Below are 14490 nucleotides of genomic sequence, written 5' to 3'. Positions count from 1 at the left end.
GAACGGCTAGGCCCTGCGCGCGTCGGCGAGCGGGGGCTGGAGCCGCACGACCTCGCCGGCTGCCGATCCATCGGCGGGGCGCGCGATCCTGCCGCGGATGTCGCTCGGGGTGAGCCCCTCGCGGCGCTTGAGCGCACGGCGGAGGTGGTCCGCCGAGGAGAATCCGGACGCGGCGGCGATCGCCTCGAGCGGGACCTCCCGCGGGCGGCGGCGCAGGAGCTCCACGGCGCTGGCGACCCGGGAGCGCTCGATCTCGCTCGCGACCGTGGTGCCCGCGTCCTCGAAGAGCCGCTGGAGGGAGCGGGTGGACACGTTGACCGCGTCGGCCACCGCCTCCGGGGTGCAGCGCGGCGTGCGGTGCGTCCGGTCGATGACCGTGCGCGCGCGCCCGAGCGTGGCGGCCCGGACGCTCGTGGTGCCGGGCTGCGAGCTCGCCGCCGCGAGGAACGCGCTGGTGAGGAGCTGCTTGACAACGTGGGCGAAGCCGGTGACCTCGCCCTCGCCGGGCAGCCCCGTCCCGGACTCCGCCGCGAGGGCGAAGGCGGTCGTGAAGGCGTATGCGGCGCGGGTGGACCGGGCGTCGGGGTCGAGCGCGTAGACCGGGGCCGACGTGTCGAAGCCGTAGCGGCGCATCTCGTCGGCGCGCAGCGAGAGGTGGAGGATCGTGGCCGGAGTCGTCGACTCGGTCGTGAACGTCGTCGTCCCCTGCTGGTACGAGATCGAGCCCGGACGCAGCAGCACCGTTCGGTCCGGGGCGACCATGCGCACGAAGCCGTCGATGAGGAAGCTGAAAGTGAGGAAGGAGGTGTCGTCGGCCGGCCACGTCCCGCGGAGGACGCGCAGCGGCGAGACCGTCATCAGCACGACGCTCAGATCGGCGGTGCCGAATCCCGAACCGGTGATGCTCGGAACGGTGCCGGGTTTGACGACGATGCGCGGTCCGAGATTCTCGAGCTCTCGGATTCCCGAGAAAGCCCAGGAGATCGATGCGACCATCTGGTCCCCCCGGACTTCTCTTGTGACGCCGACCCCCTGTCGACGCCCTCTGATTATGCAGCGAAAAGGGGCCGCATCCTCCGCCGGGAGCCCGTCAAATCCCGCCACCTGATCGGGGGGTGCGCAAGGGGGTGGACAAGGTCACGCTCATACCCTGTCGCGGCGTTCTCCTCCGCCCGCCGTCATTTAGCCGTCAGATGGCGGATTTCTACGTGAGAACGCACTCAGGGCAGCATCCCCGTTCGGGGGACGGTGGTCGCTGATCATTCTCAATGCTCTCGACTCGATAACGAGCCCGATAAGCCCGGCGAATTCCAATTCATCGAGCCGGGATCGAGAGTCCGGGCGTGTCGTCGGCCGATACGGACGCTCCGCCCGGCCTCACCTCGCGCAGCCAGTTCTCGAGAAGGCGCCGCCCGCCCTCGGTGAGGACCGACTCCGGATGGAACTGCACGCCCACGAGCGGAGCACTCCGGTGCCGGACGGCCATGACCACTCCCTCCGGTGTCCGCGCCGTCACCCGCAGCTCCTCGGGAAGGCTCTCACCGTCGACCGCGAGCGAGTGGTACCGCATCGCGGCGAATCCGGAGGGCAGGCCGTCGAAGAGCGGATCTCCGTCGTGGAGGACCGCGGACGTCCGGCCGTGCAGCAGCTCCGGCGCCTCCGTGACGCGGGCACCGAGAGCGTGGGCGAGCACCTGGTGGCCGAGGCAGACTCCGAGCAGCGGCCGCCCGGTCGCCTCCGCCCGCTGCACGAGCGCCGTCGACGCGGGGACGTCCTCGGGACGGCCCGGCCCGGGTGAGACCAGGACTCCGTCCGCCTCCTCCGCGCGAGCCAGGAGCGCCGTCGTGCCGAGGTCGTCGCCCTCGACCACGTCGACCTCGGCACCGAGCTCGCGGAGGTACGAGACGAGCGTGAAGACGAAGCTGTCGTGGTGGTCGACGACCAGGATCCGCGGGGCCGCGCCGGCGGTCACGAGCCGACGGTCACGTTCCGGTCGAGCACGAGCGACTGCACCCAGGGGAACACCCACTCGTCGAGCGCCACCAGGACCGCCGCGACGAGGACGAGGACGATCAGGAGGCGGACCCACCACGGCCCGGGAAGGAGCCGCCACAGCGCTGCGTACACGGTCAGCCCTCCTGAGCCAGCGAGGCGGCGATCTCGGCGGGGGCGCCCGCGGACCGCGGCTGGAACGAGTCGAAGACGCCGTACGCGATGATCCGCTCGGCCGTCGAGTAGAGCGGGTTGCAGCTCGTCAGCGTGATCAGGCGGTCGGTCGGAGCCGCGTCCGGAGTCCACGGGACCGGGTCGATCACCTGGACGTCGGAGGGCTGGACGTACTCGAGGTTGCGGAAGCGGTAGGTGTACCAGCCGTCCGCCGTCTCGATGTAGATCGGATCGCCGAGCTGGAGCTCGTCGATCAAGTGCATGCCTCCGCCGTACGCGCTGCGGTGCGCGGCGAGCGCGAAGTTGCCGGCCTGCCCGGGCATCTGCGTCCCGGGGTAGTGGCCGATGCTCCCCTCGTCGAGCACGTTCTCGGCGTCGATGCCCTCGGCGATCGTGCGCACCCACCCCTCGCCGTAGCGCGGGATGTAGAGGTTGCCGAAGGAGGTGTCGAGGGCGGCGACCGACGCGACGACCGGCTCCGCCGGGGCGGCCTCGGTCGGCTGCGGTGCCGGCGAGGAGTCGCCCCAGGCCTCGCGGAGCTCCGCGGCCTGCGTCGTCTGCCGGCCGGCGATCACCGCGTCGTTCCACCAGAGCTGCCAGGCCAGGAAGAGCAGGACCATGACGCCGGCGGTCATCAGGAGCTCACCGACGACTCCGAAGAACGAGAGTCGTCGGACCGGGCGGGCCCTCCGTCGCTTCGCTCGCGGCCGCAGAGCCGCCCCGTCGGGGTTCTGGGCGGTCATGCGACGAGTCTAGGCGCGAGCCGTGACCGGCTGTGGCGCACGATCCGGACCTGTGGAGAGCCCTCCAGAATGGCCGCCTGAGGAGGCCCGATGGGATCACTCGAGCGCCCGCACCGGCCGCTCCGCGAGTCCGCACAGCACCCGCGCAGCCCCGGCGCTCCCGGCCCGGAGCCTCCGCCCGGTACAGTGGTCGGCATGGCACGAGCGACGAAGAGCCCGAAGCCCGAGCGCGACGAGGCCCGGACCGGCGAGAACGCACCGAATCCGGTCTGGTTCAAGCCGGTGATGTTCGGCTTCATGCTGCTCGGACTCGCCTGGATCATCGTCTTCTACGTGAGCCAGGGCACCCTGCCGATCCCCGATCTCGGCAACCTCAACATCCTGATCGGCTTCGGCATCGCGTTCATCGGCTTCCTGATGACGACGCGCTGGCGCTGAGCCTCCCCCAGTCGTGAACGACGCCCCGTCCGGTCCGCCGACGGGGCGTTCGTCGTCGGTGGAGCGTCTGCGCGCCGCCGGCTGCGTCTTCGCCGAGGAGGAGGCGGGCCTGCTCGAGGAGGCCGCCGACTCCTCCTCCGACCTCGAGCTGCTGCTCCGCCGCCGCGAGACGGGCGAGCCCCTCGAGCAGATCCTCGGCTGGGTCGCCTTCCGCGGCCTGCGCGTCCCCGTCGCACCCGGCGTCTTCGTGCCCCGCGTGCGCACCGAGTGGCTGGTCGACTGCGCCCTGGAGATCCTCCCGGAGGGCGCCGTGGTGCTCGACCTCTGCTGCGGATCCGGCGCCCTCGCCCGGTCGATCTCCGAGGAGCGGCCGGACGTCCGCCTGCTCGCGGCCGACCTCTCCCCCGCCGCCGTCGCCTGCGCGCGCCGCACGCTCGCAGGCCGCGCCGACGTCCACGAGGGCGACCTCTTCGACGCGCTCCCCGGGAGTGAGCGCGGGCGGATCGACGTCGTCGTCGTCAACGCCCCCTACGTCCCCTCCGCGGCGATCGCGCTCATGCCGCCGGAGGCCCGGGTGCACGAGCCGATGCTCACGCTCGACGGCGGGTCGGACGGGCTCGCCCTGCACCGCCGTATCGCTCAGGAGGCGGGGGCGTGGCTCGCACCCCACGGCGTCGTCGTGATCGAGGTCGGCGCGGATCAGGCCGCTGCGAGTGCCTCGGCGTTCCAGGCGGCCGGGTTCGCCACCTCGCTGCACCGCGACGACGACCGTGAGGCGACGGCCCTGGTGGCCGTCCGCCGGAGAACTACACCGCTGTAATTATCCCCAGCTGTGGAATCTCCTGTGGAGAACTCCGCGGTCTCCGCCGCGCTGGCCTGCTCGAGGCGCGGAGGGCCCCGATCGGCACCAGCCCGCCGGTTCTCGGACGCGCCGCCGTCCCCGGATCGTCCTCCCGAGGAGGACACCCGGAACGTTCTCCCCAGTGTTAACAACTCTGTGGATAACTTCCTCCCCACCTGTTGAGAGCACCTGTGGACAGCGGTGGAGACGGTCGCCGCGGGAACGACGAAGCGGCGGGCCCGGGAGTGCGCGAGGCACTGCCGGACCCGCCGCTGCGGGAGGGGGGATCAGCCGAGGACGTAGGCGCCCGCGGTGATCGCCACCAGTCCGACTCCGATGAGCCCGACGAGGAGGTTCTGCGTGCGCCGCTGGGCGCGCTGCCGGGTCTTCGTGAAGACCAGCCCGATGAGCGCGCCCGCCACCAGACCGCCGACGTGCGCCTGCCACGCCACGTTCATCCCGGGCAGGAAGCCGATGACGAGGTTCAGTCCGACCAGCACCAGCAGCTGCGACGCCTGACCGCCCAGATGCCGGAGGATCACCAGGTACGCGCCCATCAGCCCGAAGATCGCACCGGAGGCGCCGATCACCGGGGTCAACGGGTTCGCGAGGAGCAGGACGCCCACCGATCCGGCGAAACCGCTCAGGAGGAAGAGGGTGAGGTAGCGCCCGCGGCCCAGCATGCGCTCGAGCACCATGCCGAACACCCACAGCGTGTACATGTTCAGCACCAGGTGGAACGGGATGACGATGAAGAGCGACGTGCTGTGGAGGAACACCGAGGTGAGCATCCGCCACGGCTCGAAGCCGGCGCCGAAGCCGGGGAGCGTGTAGGCGGGGGCGTACAGGAGCGCGTTGACCGCCGGCCCGCCGACGAAGGGAAGGATCTCGACGATCCACAGCACGATGCAGAGCGCGATGATCGCGTAGGTCACCGTCGGCTGGTCGGCACGGGTCATGGCCCGCACGCGGGAGAGGAGGGGACCGCGGGTGCGCGGTGCGGTGGCGCGCTGCTGCGCCATGTCGTCCGGGCAGATCACGCCGACCGGAGCCGGCGTCTGGCACTCGCCGCAGATGGTGCGGCCGCACCGCTGGCAGCGCACGAAGCTCTGCCGGTCGGGGTGTCGGTAGCAGGAGTAGGTGCTGCTCGGCGGGACCTGGGTCACGGACGTGCCTCCGGGGAGAACGAGGGCCGGGCCCTGACGGACCCGGCCCTCGAATGAGTGGTGGATGAGGCGATCAGACCTCGGTGATCTCGACGCTCTCGATCACGACGTCCTCGAGCGGCTTGTCACGGCCGTCGGTGGGAACAGCCGAGAGCGACTGCACGAGCTTCTTCGACTCCTCGTCGGCGACGGCGCCGAAGATGGTGTGCTTGCCCTGGAGCCAGGTGGTCGGCGCCACGGTGATGAAGAACTGCGAGCCGTTGGTGCCGCGGCCCGCCTGCTTGCCGGCGTTCGCCATCGCGAGGATGTAGGGCTGGGTGAAGTCGAGCTCCGAGTTGATCTCGTCGTCGAACTGGTACCCCGGGCCGCCGATGCCCTGACCGAGCGGGTCGCCGCCCTGGAGCATGAAGTCGGGGATGATGCGGTGGAAGACGGTGCCGTTGTAGAGCGGCTCCTTCGTCTTCGCACCCGTGGCGGGGTGGGTCCACTCGATGTCGCCGGTCGCGAGACCGACGAAGTTGCGGACCGTCTTGGGAGCGTGGTTCCCGTAGAGGTTGACGACGATGTCGCCCTTGTTGGTGTGGAACGTCGCGACTGCGGTGTGCAAAGGCATGCTCGGATTCTCGCACAGCGCGTCTGTAGGCCCCTGCAACGCCCGGTGTCAATGCGCTGGGTGCGCGATGCGGACGCCGATCGATGAGTGGCAGTATTGAGGCGTTCGCTGCTCGTAGCCGATGGAGGACCAACATGGGTCTGTCACGTAAGCACAAGAAGGACCTCAAGCGTCTTCGCAAGAACGCCGAGGCGGTCTGGGGCGAGCAGCAGGAGGTGCTGGCGCACGCGGCCTCCGTGCTCGAGAAGAGCCGCCGCCACGCGTCGAAGTACGCCAAGAAGGAGCTCGTCCCCTTCGTCAAGGACACGTACGACTCGCGCGTCAAGCCGGTCTACGACAACGGCGTCTCGGCCGTCGAGGGCACGTACTCCTCGGCCCGCCACGCCTACAAGCACAAGGTCGTCCCGACCTTCGCCGCTGTCGGTGGCACGGCCGCCGCCGCCTTCGAGGCCGCCAAGGACTCGAAGAACCGCGCGAAGCTCGCCGAGATCTCGAAGGCGCGCTGGGAGGAGCTCACCACTCCCCCGAAGAAGAAGAGCAAGGTCGGGACGGTCTTCGCGATCGGCGCCGCGCTGGTCGCCGTCGGCGGCATCGGCTACGCCGTCTGGCAGACGTTCCGCGCCGACGACGAGCTGTGGGTCGCCGAGGACGAGCCGCAGAGCGCCGCGCAGAACGCGGCCTCGACCGCTTCCTGACGTTCTCGTCGCTGGAGCCGGGCCCCTCAGGGGGTCCGGCTCCTTTGCATGCTCGGGTTAGGCTTCTGCGGTGGACATCCGGGTCGCCGCGTACGGCGTGATCATCGACGGTGAGCGGATGCTGCTCGCGCACTGGAGCCAAGGCCCCTGGTCGGCCTGGACGCTTCCGGGCGGCGGGATCGACGAGGGCGAGTCGCCCGCCGACGCCGCGGTCCGCGAGATCTTCGAGGAGACGGGCTACCGTGCCGAGCTCGAGGCCCTCATCGGCGTGGACTCGCACGTGATACCCGCGCACCGGCGCAGCGATCCCGGAGCCGGCCCCCTGCACGCCATCCGCGTCGTCTACCGCGCCCGCATCGTGGGCGGCGAGCTCACGCACGAGGTGGACGGCTCCACGGACGCCGCCGCCTGGTTCCCCCTGAGCGACGTCGAGGAGCTGGAGCGCGTCGAGCTCGTCGACGCGGCCCTCACCATGAACGAGGCCTGGCTCCTCCGCTGACGGTGCCCGGGAATCCCCGGCCGCGCCCCGGCGTTCCCTTCGTCGTGATCGTCGAGCTCTACACCTCCGCCTTCTGCGGCGCCTGCCATGCCGCGCGCTCGGTGCTGGAGCGCGCCGCGGAGCTCGTCCCTGCCGCCGAGATCCGCGAGCGCGACGTGGCCTTCCACCCCGTCGAGGCCGAGGCCGCCGGCATCCGCTCGACGCCCACGGTCGTCGTGCGGGACACGGCCGGAGAGGTGGTCTTCCGGGCGGAGGGCGCCCCCTCCCTCCCGCAGGCTCTCGCCGCTCTGGCCCTCGCCCTGCCCGCGTAGGGTGGCCGCGGGAGGACCCATGCACCGTCGCGCTGCGCTCGCGAGCACCGTCGCGCTGCTCGGCGCCCTCGCGCTCTCGGGATGCGCCTCCGAGGAGCCGGTGACCACGGCCGCGGTCGGGCTCGGACGGGGCGGCGAGCGAGGCGAGGTCCTCGGGGTCGTCGTCGTGTGCTCGGGGTCCGTCGACGGCCTCGACCTCGCCGCCTCCGACTCCGCTCCCCTGACCATCGGCGACGGGCTGCGGAGGGTCACCCGCTGGGTCTCCCCGTCCCCGGTCACGCAGCTGGGCGCGACCGACCTCTCCGGATCCACGGTCTGGCCGGCCGACACGGTGATCGAGCGGTTCCCGCTCGGCGTCGACCTCGCGCTGGGCGCCTACGCGACCGACCGCTCCGTGCTCGCCCGCCCGGTCGTCTTCACGGCCGAGCAGTTCGACACGCTCTCCGTCGGTGAGATCATCGTCGGCGACATCCGCGACGGCACGTCCGAGACCCTCTCGGTCCAGCAGTTCCTCGGCCTCGCCTGCGTGGACCGCTGAGCGGGCGGCTCGGCCGTCCGAGTGGCGACCTCGATCGCACGACCCCGCGGTCGGCGACAGGAGAGCCCGCCGGCGATCACGCTGACGAGAGTGCCGACACACGGGACCACCCCGGATGTCGGCCGGTGGACCAGAAGGGCCGGCGAAGGGGAAGCACCCGCGAGAGGGAGGAAGTGTGGAGCCTAGGAGATTCGAACTCCTGACATCCTGCTTGCAAAGCAGGCGCTCTACCAACTGAGCTAAGGCCCCGGGCCGGAGACAGGGCGATCCGTCTCCGAGAGTCGAACGGCCCGCCACCGCGAGGTGACGGGCCGTTCGGACCGGGTGGGGGTACCAGGACTTGAACCTGGGACCTCTTCATTATCAGTGAAGCGCTCTAACCGCCTGAGCTATACCCCCGGAATGGCCAGAGGAGACTCTACCCGACATCGAGCAGGAATCCCAATCGGCCGGACCGTGCGCCCTACTGGTTGGTGAAGCCCACCAGGAGGCCGCCGGTGATCTTGACGCTGAGGTTGTACAGCAGCGCCACGATCGCGCCGAGCGCGGTGGTGACGATGGTGTTCAGCACCGCGACGACGATCGCGAAGCCCATGACCTGCGGCAGCGAGATGATCGTGTTGAGGTCGAACGCCTCGGCGCCGGCGATGTCCTGCACGAGGCCGTTGACCTCGTCGAACACTCCCGTCTGGGCCAGGACCGTGTAGACCAGGTAGACGACGACGATCGTGATGATCGCGAGCGTCAGACCCAGCAGGAACGAGAGCTTCACGGCCGACCAGAAGTCGACGTAGACCAGCTTCAGGCGGACCTGCTTCGCCGCCGGGCTCTTCGCGGACTTCCTGGCGAGCTTCTCGGCGACGGTGCTACTCATCTACGGACCCATCCTCCTCCGACACCGGGGCGGACTCGGCCGGCGCCGCGGCGTCGGGATCCTCGTCCTGGGCGTCGAGATTGCGTTCGGTGTTCTTGGCGAGTGCGATGATGCGGTCGTCCTCAGCGAATCGTGCGAAGACGACTCCCATGGTGTCGCGACCCTTGGCCGGTACCTCGGCCACCGCAGAGCGTACCACCTTGCCGCTGGCGAGCACGACGAGCACCTCGTCGTCCTCTCCGGTGATGATGGCGCCCACGAGGTCGCCGCGCTTCTCCTCCAGCTTGGCCACCTTGATGCCCAGCCCGCCGCGTCCCTGGAGGCGGTACTGGTCGACCGCGGTGCGCTTGGCGTAGCCGCCCTCGGTGACCACGAACACGAAGCCCTCGTCGCTGACGACGTTCGCGTCGAGGAGGCGGTCCTCCCCGCGGAACGACATGCCGCGGACTCCGGAGGTGGAGCGGCCCATCGGACGCAGCGCCTCGTCGGACGCGGTGAAGCGGATCGACATGCCCTTGCGGGAGACCAGCAGCACGTCGCTGTCCTCCTCGACCAGGAGCGCCGAGACGAGCTCGTCGCCGTCGCGCAGCTTGATCGCGATGATGCCGCCGGAGCGGTTCGTGTCGTACTCCGAGAGGGCCGTCTTCTTCACGAGGCCGTCGCGCGTGGCGAGCACGAGGTAGCGGGCCGCCTCGTAGTCGCGGATGTCGAGGATCTGCGCGATCTGCTCCCCCGGCTCGAGCGCGAGCAGGTTCGCGATGTGCTGGCCCTTGGCGTCGCGGCCGGCCTCCTGCAGCTCGTAGGTCTTGGCGCGGTACACGCGGCCGGTGTTCGTGAAGAACAGGAGCCAGTGGTGCGTAGTGGTGACGAAGAAGTGCTCGACGATGTCGTCGGCCTTCAGCTGCGCGCCGCGCACGCCGCGGCCGCCGCGGTGCTGCGCCCGGTAGGAGTCGCTCCGGGTGCGCTTGAGGTAGCCGCCGCGGGTGACGGTGACGACCATCTCCTCCTCGGGGATCAGGTCCTCGACGCTCATGTCGCCGTCGAACCCGAAGAGGATCTCGGTGCGGCGGTCGTCGCCGAAGCGGTCGACGATCTCGTCGAGCTCGTCCGAGATGATCGTGCGCTGGCGCTCCGGGCTCGCGAGGATCGACTTGTAGTCCTCGATCTCGGCCTGGATCCGGTCGTGCTCGTCGATGATCTTCTGGCGCTCGAGGGCCGCGAGGCGGCGCAGCTGCATGTCGAGGATGGCGCGGGACTGCACCTCGTCGATGTCGAGCAGCTCCATCAGGCCGTCGCGCGCCTCCTCCACGGTGGGGGAGCGGCGGATGAGGGCGATGACCTCGTCGAGCGCATCGAGCGCCTTGAGGTAGCCGCGCAGGATGTGGATCCGCGCCTCCGCCTCGTCGAGGAGGTACTGGGTGCGGCGCACGATGACCTCGACCTGGTGGTCGACCCACGCGCGGATGAAGCCGTCGAGCGAGAGCGTGCGCGGGATGCCGTCGACGATCGCGAGCATGTTCGCGCCGAAGTTCTCCTGCAGCGGCGTGTGCTTGTAGAGGTTGTTCAGCACCACCTTCGCCACGGCGTCGCGCTTGAGGACGACGACGAGGCGCTGGCCGGTGCGACCGGAGGTCTCGTCGCGGATGTCGGCGATGCCCGAGACGCGCCCGTCCTTGACCAGCTCGGCGATCTTGATCGCCAGGTTGTCCGGGTTCACCTGGTACGGCAGCTCGGTGACGACGAGGCAGGTGCGGCCCTGGATCTCCTCGATGGAGACGACGGCGCGCATCGTGATCGAGCCGCGGCCGGTGCGGTACGCGTCCTGGATGCCGCGGACGCCGAGGATCTGCGCACCGGTGGGGAAGTCGGGTCCCTTGATCCGCTGCAGCAGCGCCTCGAGGAGCTCCTCGCGCGTCGCGTCGGGGTTCTCGAGCGCCCACTTGGCGCCGGCGGCGACCTCGCGCAGGTTGTGCGGCGGGATGTTGGTCGCCATGCCGACCGCGATGCCGACGGAGCCGTTGACGAGCAGGTTCGGGAACCGGGCCGGCAGGATCGCCGGCTCGCGCGTGCGGCCGTCGTAGTTGTCCTGGAAGTCGACGGTGTTCTTGTCGATGTCGCGGACCATCTCGAGCGCGAGCGGCGCCATCTTGGTCTCGGTGTACCGGGGGGCGGCGGCGCCGTCGTTGCCGGGGGAGCCGAAGTTGCCCTGCCCGAGCGCGAGCGGGTAGCGGAGGCTCCACGGCTGCACCAGGCGGACCAGCGCGTCGTAGATCGCGGAGTCGCCGTGCGGGTGGAACTGGCCCATCACGTCGCCGACGACGCGCGAGCACTTCGAGAACGCCTTGTCGGGCCGGTAGCCGCCGTCGTACATGGCGTAGATCACGCGGCGGTGCACGGGCTTCAGGCCGTCGCGCACCTCCGGCAGGGCTCGCCCGACGATGACGCTCATCGCGTAGTCGAGGTAGGAGCGCTGCATCTCGAGCTGCAGGTCGACCGGCTCGATCTTGTCGTGACCGTGGATCACCACACCGGTCTCGGTGACGATGTCGTCGCTCTCGTCCGGGCCGGTGGGGGTGGTGGGTTCTTCTGCCATGATCTCTGGTCTCTCAGGTGGGTCCGTGCCCCGGAGGAGCGGGGGCGGCGGTCGCGCTGGGTGTCAGGTGTGCGGGCCGGTGAGGGCTACTGTCGTGTTCTGGTCGAGGATGCGGCCCATCGAGGGCCGCCGTCACGTGTTCGAGGTGGTCGCGAGGACGGTCCACTGGACCGCCCGGCCGCCGTCTTTCGAAGGACGTCCGCTTCCTCGACCACTAGATGTCGAGGAAGCGCACGTCCTTCGCATTCTTCTGGATGAAGGAACGGCGGGACTCGACGTCCTCGCCCATGAGAGTGGAGAAGATCTCGTCGGCCGCGGCCGCGTCGTCGAGCGTGACCTGGAGGAGGGTCCGCGTGGCGGGGTCCATCGTGGTCTCCCACAGCTCCTTGTAGTCCATCTCGCCGAGGCCCTTGTAGCGCTGGATGCCGTTCTCCTTGGGCATGCGCTTGTTGGTCGCCGAGCCGTGCGCGATCAGGGCGTCGCGCTCGCGGTCGCTGTAGACGTACTCGTGCGGGGAGTTCGACCACTTGAGGCGGTACAGCGGCGGCTGCGCGAGGTAGACGTAGCCGAGGTCGATCAGCGGGCGCATGTAGCGGAAGAGGAGCGTCAGCAGCAGCGTCGTGATGTGCTGGCCGTCGACGTCGGCGTCGGCCATCAGGATGATCTTGTGGTACCGCGCCTTGTCGGGGTTGAAGTCCTCGCCGATGCCGGCGCCGAACGCCGTGATCATCGCCTGGACCTCGTTGTTGCCGAGAGCGCGGTCGAGCCGGGCCTTCTCGACGTTGAGGATCTTCCCGCGGAGGGGGAGGATCGCCTGCGTCTCGGGATTGCGGCCCTGCACCGCGGATCCTCCCGCCGAGTCGCCCTCGACGATGAAGATCTCGGAGATCGACGGGTCCTTGGACTGGCAGTCCTTGAGCTTGCCCGGCATGCCGCCGCCCTCGAGCAGGCCCTTGCGGCGGGCGGTCTCGCGCGCCTTGCGCGCCGCCATGCGGGCCGAGGCCGCCTGAATCGCCTTGCGGATGATGTCCTTGGCCTGGCTCGGGTTGCGGTCGAACCAGTCGGCCAGCTGCTCGCCGGCCACGCGCTGCACGAACGCCTTCGCCTCGGTGTTGCCGAGCTTCGTCTTGGTCTGACCCTCGAACTGCGGCTCGCCGAGCTTGATCGACACGACGGCGGTGAGGCCCTCGCGGATGTCATCGCCCGAGAGGTTCTCGTCCTTCTCCTTGAGCAGGTTGTTCGCGCGCGCGTAGCGGTTGACCAGAGTGGTCAGCGCGGCGCGGAAGCCCTCCTCGTGGGTGCCGCCCTCGTGGGTGTTGATGGTGTTCGCGTAGGTGTGGACGCTCTCGGTGTAGGCCGTGGTCCACTGCATGGCGACCTCGAGCGAGATGCGGCGCTCGGTGTCCTCGGACTCGAAATCGATGATCTCGGAGTGCACGAGGTCCGACTTCTTCAGCGAGTTGATGTACTCGACGTAGTCGACGAGGCCCTTCTCGTAGTGGAAGACGTCGGTCCGGTCGCCCTCGGTCTCGTTCTCGCCCTCCCCCTCGAACTCGACCTCGTTCTGGTCGGTCAGCGCGATGCGCAGGCCCTTGTTGAGGAACGCCATCTGCTGGAAGCGCGCGCGCAGGGTCTCGTAGTCGAACTCGACCGTCTCGAAGATGCCGGCGTTGGGCCAGAAGGTGATCGTCGTGCCGGTCTCGTCGCTGGCCTCGCCCTTCTCGAGCGGGGCGTCCGGCACTCCGTCGGTGAAGCTCATCCGGTACACGGCGCCCTGGCGCTTGACCTCGACGTCGAGTCGCGTCGACAGCGCGTTGACCACGGAGGAGCCGACGCCGTGCAGGCCGCCGGAGACCGCGTAGCCGCCGCCGCCGAACTTGCCGCCGGCGTGCAGCACGGTGAGGACCAGCTCGACCGTGGAGATGCCCTCGGTCGGGTGCATGTCGACCGGGATGCCGCGGCCGTTGTCGGAGACGGTGACGCCTCCGTCGGCGCGCATCAGGATCTCGATGTTGTCGCAGTAGCCCGCGAGCGCCTCGTCGACGGCGTTGTCGACGATCTCGTAGACCAGGTGGTGCAGACCGCGCGGACCCGTGGATCCGATGTACATGCCGGGGCGCTTGCGGACCGCCTCGAGGCCCTCGAGGACCTGGATCTGGTTCGCGCCGTAGTCACCGGACGACTTGGTCGACATGCTCTCGTGCGGAGCGGAGGGGGCTGCTGAGCCGTTCGCGTCCAGGTCGTTCGCTGCGGGTGACGTGGAGTCGTTCGGCTCGTGAGTCATAGCTGTGGAGTTCTCCTCTGACGGTCCGTCGCGACGCGCACGGTGATCTGGAGATCGCCCGCACGGCGGCGTCACTGCGGTTCGGCGGCCCTCCATTCTACCGCGTGCCGGGTCGATCCGAAGCGCTGGACGGCGATCTGAGGCGCGAAAGATCGGCGGTCGACCGAAAATGCGTCCTCAGCCGTAGGTGTCGCGCGGACCACGCCCTGGAATCGACCTGGGACCCTTTTTCCAGTTCGGGACGTCCGGGCCCTGGAAACGGATCGACGCGATGCCCGCGTCGGGGAAGTTCACGGCGATGTGGTTCATGATCTCGATCCGCATCAGCCGGAGCTGCGTCGACCACGCCGTGGACTCGCACGCGACCGTCAGCACGCCGTCGACGACGCCCACCGGAGTCGAGTGCTTCGCGGTCTCCTCGCCGGCGATCGCCGTCCACGACGACATCAGGTCGCCCTGCGCCAGCGGCGCCGTCCAGCCGAGCTTCACGGTGAGGGAGTCGAGGACGTCGCCGAGGTCGTGCGGGTCGCGGCCCTTGCCGAACGGGATCGCGTCGCCCTTGGGCTCGGCGCGCTCGACGGTCTTCCGGATGCGGCGCGGGCCGTCGGCGCCGAACACCTCCTTGAGGTGGCGGTAGACGCGGGCGGCCTCGTCATCGACGGCGGCAACTCCCGCTTCACCGAGGACTTCAAGCACGACGCGCTGCTGAAGCCCAAGGGCATCCACTAC

General features: G+C 69.8%; 16 protein-coding genes and 2 tRNA genes. 6 read left to right on the top strand and 12 right to left on the bottom strand.

Annotated features, from left to right (window positions below):
• Positions 1-6: 6 nt before the first annotated feature.
• The 4 genes from C5C54_RS13140 to C5C54_RS13130 form a co-directional block, all read right to left on the bottom strand.
• A complete protein-coding gene (locus C5C54_RS13140; RefSeq protein WP_104222664.1) occupies positions 7-996 on the bottom strand; it encodes a helix-turn-helix domain-containing protein in 990 nt (329 codons plus the stop codon).
• A gap of 319 nt (positions 997-1315) precedes the next feature.
• Positions 1316-1972: an aminodeoxychorismate/anthranilate synthase component II gene (locus C5C54_RS13135; RefSeq protein ID WP_104222665.1), complete on the bottom strand. Its 657-nt coding sequence runs from the start codon at positions 1970-1972 to the stop codon at positions 1316-1318.
• Positions 1969-2127 (bottom strand): hypothetical protein, encoded by a 159-nt coding sequence (locus C5C54_RS18005; RefSeq protein ID WP_167299010.1) that lies wholly within the window; start codon positions 2125-2127, stop codon positions 1969-1971. The genes C5C54_RS13135 and C5C54_RS18005 overlap by 4 nt, the downstream gene beginning before the upstream one ends.
• Positions 2128-2129: 2 nt before the next feature.
• Positions 2130-2909 (bottom strand): class E sortase, encoded by a 780-nt coding sequence (locus C5C54_RS13130; RefSeq protein ID WP_104268821.1) that lies wholly within the window; start codon positions 2907-2909, stop codon positions 2130-2132.
• Positions 2910-3104: 195 nt separating this feature from the next.
• Between C5C54_RS13130 and C5C54_RS13125 the strand changes: the two genes are divergently transcribed.
• On the top strand, positions 3105-3347 hold the full coding sequence (locus tag C5C54_RS13125) for a cell division protein CrgA (RefSeq protein ID WP_104222667.1): 243 nt from the start codon (positions 3105-3107) through the stop codon (positions 3345-3347).
• Positions 3348-3360: 13 nt separating this feature from the next.
• Complete coding sequence (locus tag C5C54_RS13120; protein ID WP_181127892.1) at positions 3361-4167, top strand: putative protein N(5)-glutamine methyltransferase; 807 nt, start codon at positions 3361-3363, stop codon at positions 4165-4167.
• A gap of 308 nt (positions 4168-4475) precedes the next feature.
• On the opposite strand, the gene C5C54_RS13115 is transcribed toward C5C54_RS13120, so the two are convergent.
• The gene (locus C5C54_RS13115; protein WP_104222668.1) at positions 4476-5354 is read right to left on the bottom strand and encodes a rhomboid family intramembrane serine protease; all 879 of its coding nucleotides are present in this window, start codon (positions 5352-5354) and stop codon (positions 4476-4478) included.
• 73 nt (positions 5355-5427) lie between these two features.
• Positions 5428-5967, bottom strand: a complete 540-nt coding sequence (locus C5C54_RS13110) for a peptidylprolyl isomerase (protein ID WP_104222669.1) — start codon at positions 5965-5967, stop codon at positions 5428-5430.
• Positions 5968-6101: 134 nt separating this feature from the next.
• Here C5C54_RS13110 and C5C54_RS13105 point away from each other — a divergent pair, with 134 nt between their 5' ends.
• The 4 genes from C5C54_RS13105 (at position 6102) to C5C54_RS13090 (ending at position 8010) form a co-directional block, all read left to right on the top strand.
• Positions 6102-6662 carry a hypothetical protein gene (locus C5C54_RS13105; RefSeq protein WP_104247539.1) on the top strand — a complete coding sequence of 187 codons (561 nt, stop codon included), beginning with the start codon at positions 6102-6104 and terminating at the stop codon, positions 6660-6662.
• A gap of 70 nt (positions 6663-6732) precedes the next feature.
• On the top strand, positions 6733-7161 hold the full coding sequence (locus C5C54_RS13100; protein WP_104288510.1) for an NUDIX hydrolase: 429 nt from the start codon (positions 6733-6735) through the stop codon (positions 7159-7161).
• A gap of 2 nt (positions 7162-7163) precedes the next feature.
• Positions 7164-7472 carry a thioredoxin family protein gene (locus C5C54_RS13095; RefSeq protein ID WP_258059325.1) on the top strand — a complete coding sequence of 103 codons (309 nt, stop codon included), beginning with the start codon at positions 7164-7166 and terminating at the stop codon, positions 7470-7472.
• A 19-nt stretch (positions 7473-7491) separates the two neighbouring features.
• On the top strand, positions 7492-8010 hold the full coding sequence (locus tag C5C54_RS13090) for a hypothetical protein (RefSeq protein ID WP_104225785.1): 519 nt from the start codon (positions 7492-7494) through the stop codon (positions 8008-8010).
• Between the two features lie 176 nt (positions 8011-8186).
• On the opposite strand, the gene C5C54_RS13085 is transcribed toward C5C54_RS13090, so the two are convergent.
• The 6 genes from C5C54_RS13085 to C5C54_RS13060 all read right to left on the bottom strand — a co-directional run bounded on the left by C5C54_RS13085 (position 8187) and on the right by C5C54_RS13060 (position 14379).
• Positions 8187-8259, bottom strand: a tRNA-Ala gene (locus C5C54_RS13085).
• A gap of 76 nt (positions 8260-8335) precedes the next feature.
• Positions 8336-8409: transfer RNA gene (locus C5C54_RS13080), tRNA-Ile, on the bottom strand.
• 64 nt (positions 8410-8473) lie between these two features.
• Positions 8474-8884, bottom strand: a complete 411-nt coding sequence (locus C5C54_RS13075; protein WP_104222673.1) for a DUF3566 domain-containing protein — start codon at positions 8882-8884, stop codon at positions 8474-8476.
• Positions 8877-11477 carry a DNA gyrase subunit A gene (gene gyrA / locus C5C54_RS13070; protein ID WP_104222674.1) on the bottom strand — a complete coding sequence of 867 codons (2601 nt, stop codon included), beginning with the start codon at positions 11475-11477 and terminating at the stop codon, positions 8877-8879. The genes C5C54_RS13075 and gyrA overlap by 8 nt, the downstream gene beginning before the upstream one ends.
• Before the next feature lie 214 nt (positions 11478-11691).
• Positions 11692-13671: a DNA topoisomerase (ATP-hydrolyzing) subunit B gene (gyrB, locus tag C5C54_RS13065; protein WP_208543372.1), complete on the bottom strand. Its 1980-nt coding sequence runs from the start codon at positions 13669-13671 to the stop codon at positions 11692-11694.
• Between the two features lie 267 nt (positions 13672-13938).
• Positions 13939-14379: a DUF721 domain-containing protein gene (locus C5C54_RS13060; RefSeq protein WP_104225788.1), complete on the bottom strand. Its 441-nt coding sequence runs from the start codon at positions 14377-14379 to the stop codon at positions 13939-13941.
• Between the last annotated feature and the right edge of the window lie 111 nt (positions 14380-14490).

Source organism: Rathayibacter sp. AY1F2 (assembly GCF_002930885.1).
Classification (GTDB): Bacteria; Actinomycetota; Actinomycetes; order Actinomycetales; family Microbacteriaceae; genus Rathayibacter.
Note: the sequence above shows the minus strand (reverse complement) of the source record. Positions and strands in the feature narration are given on the sequence as shown.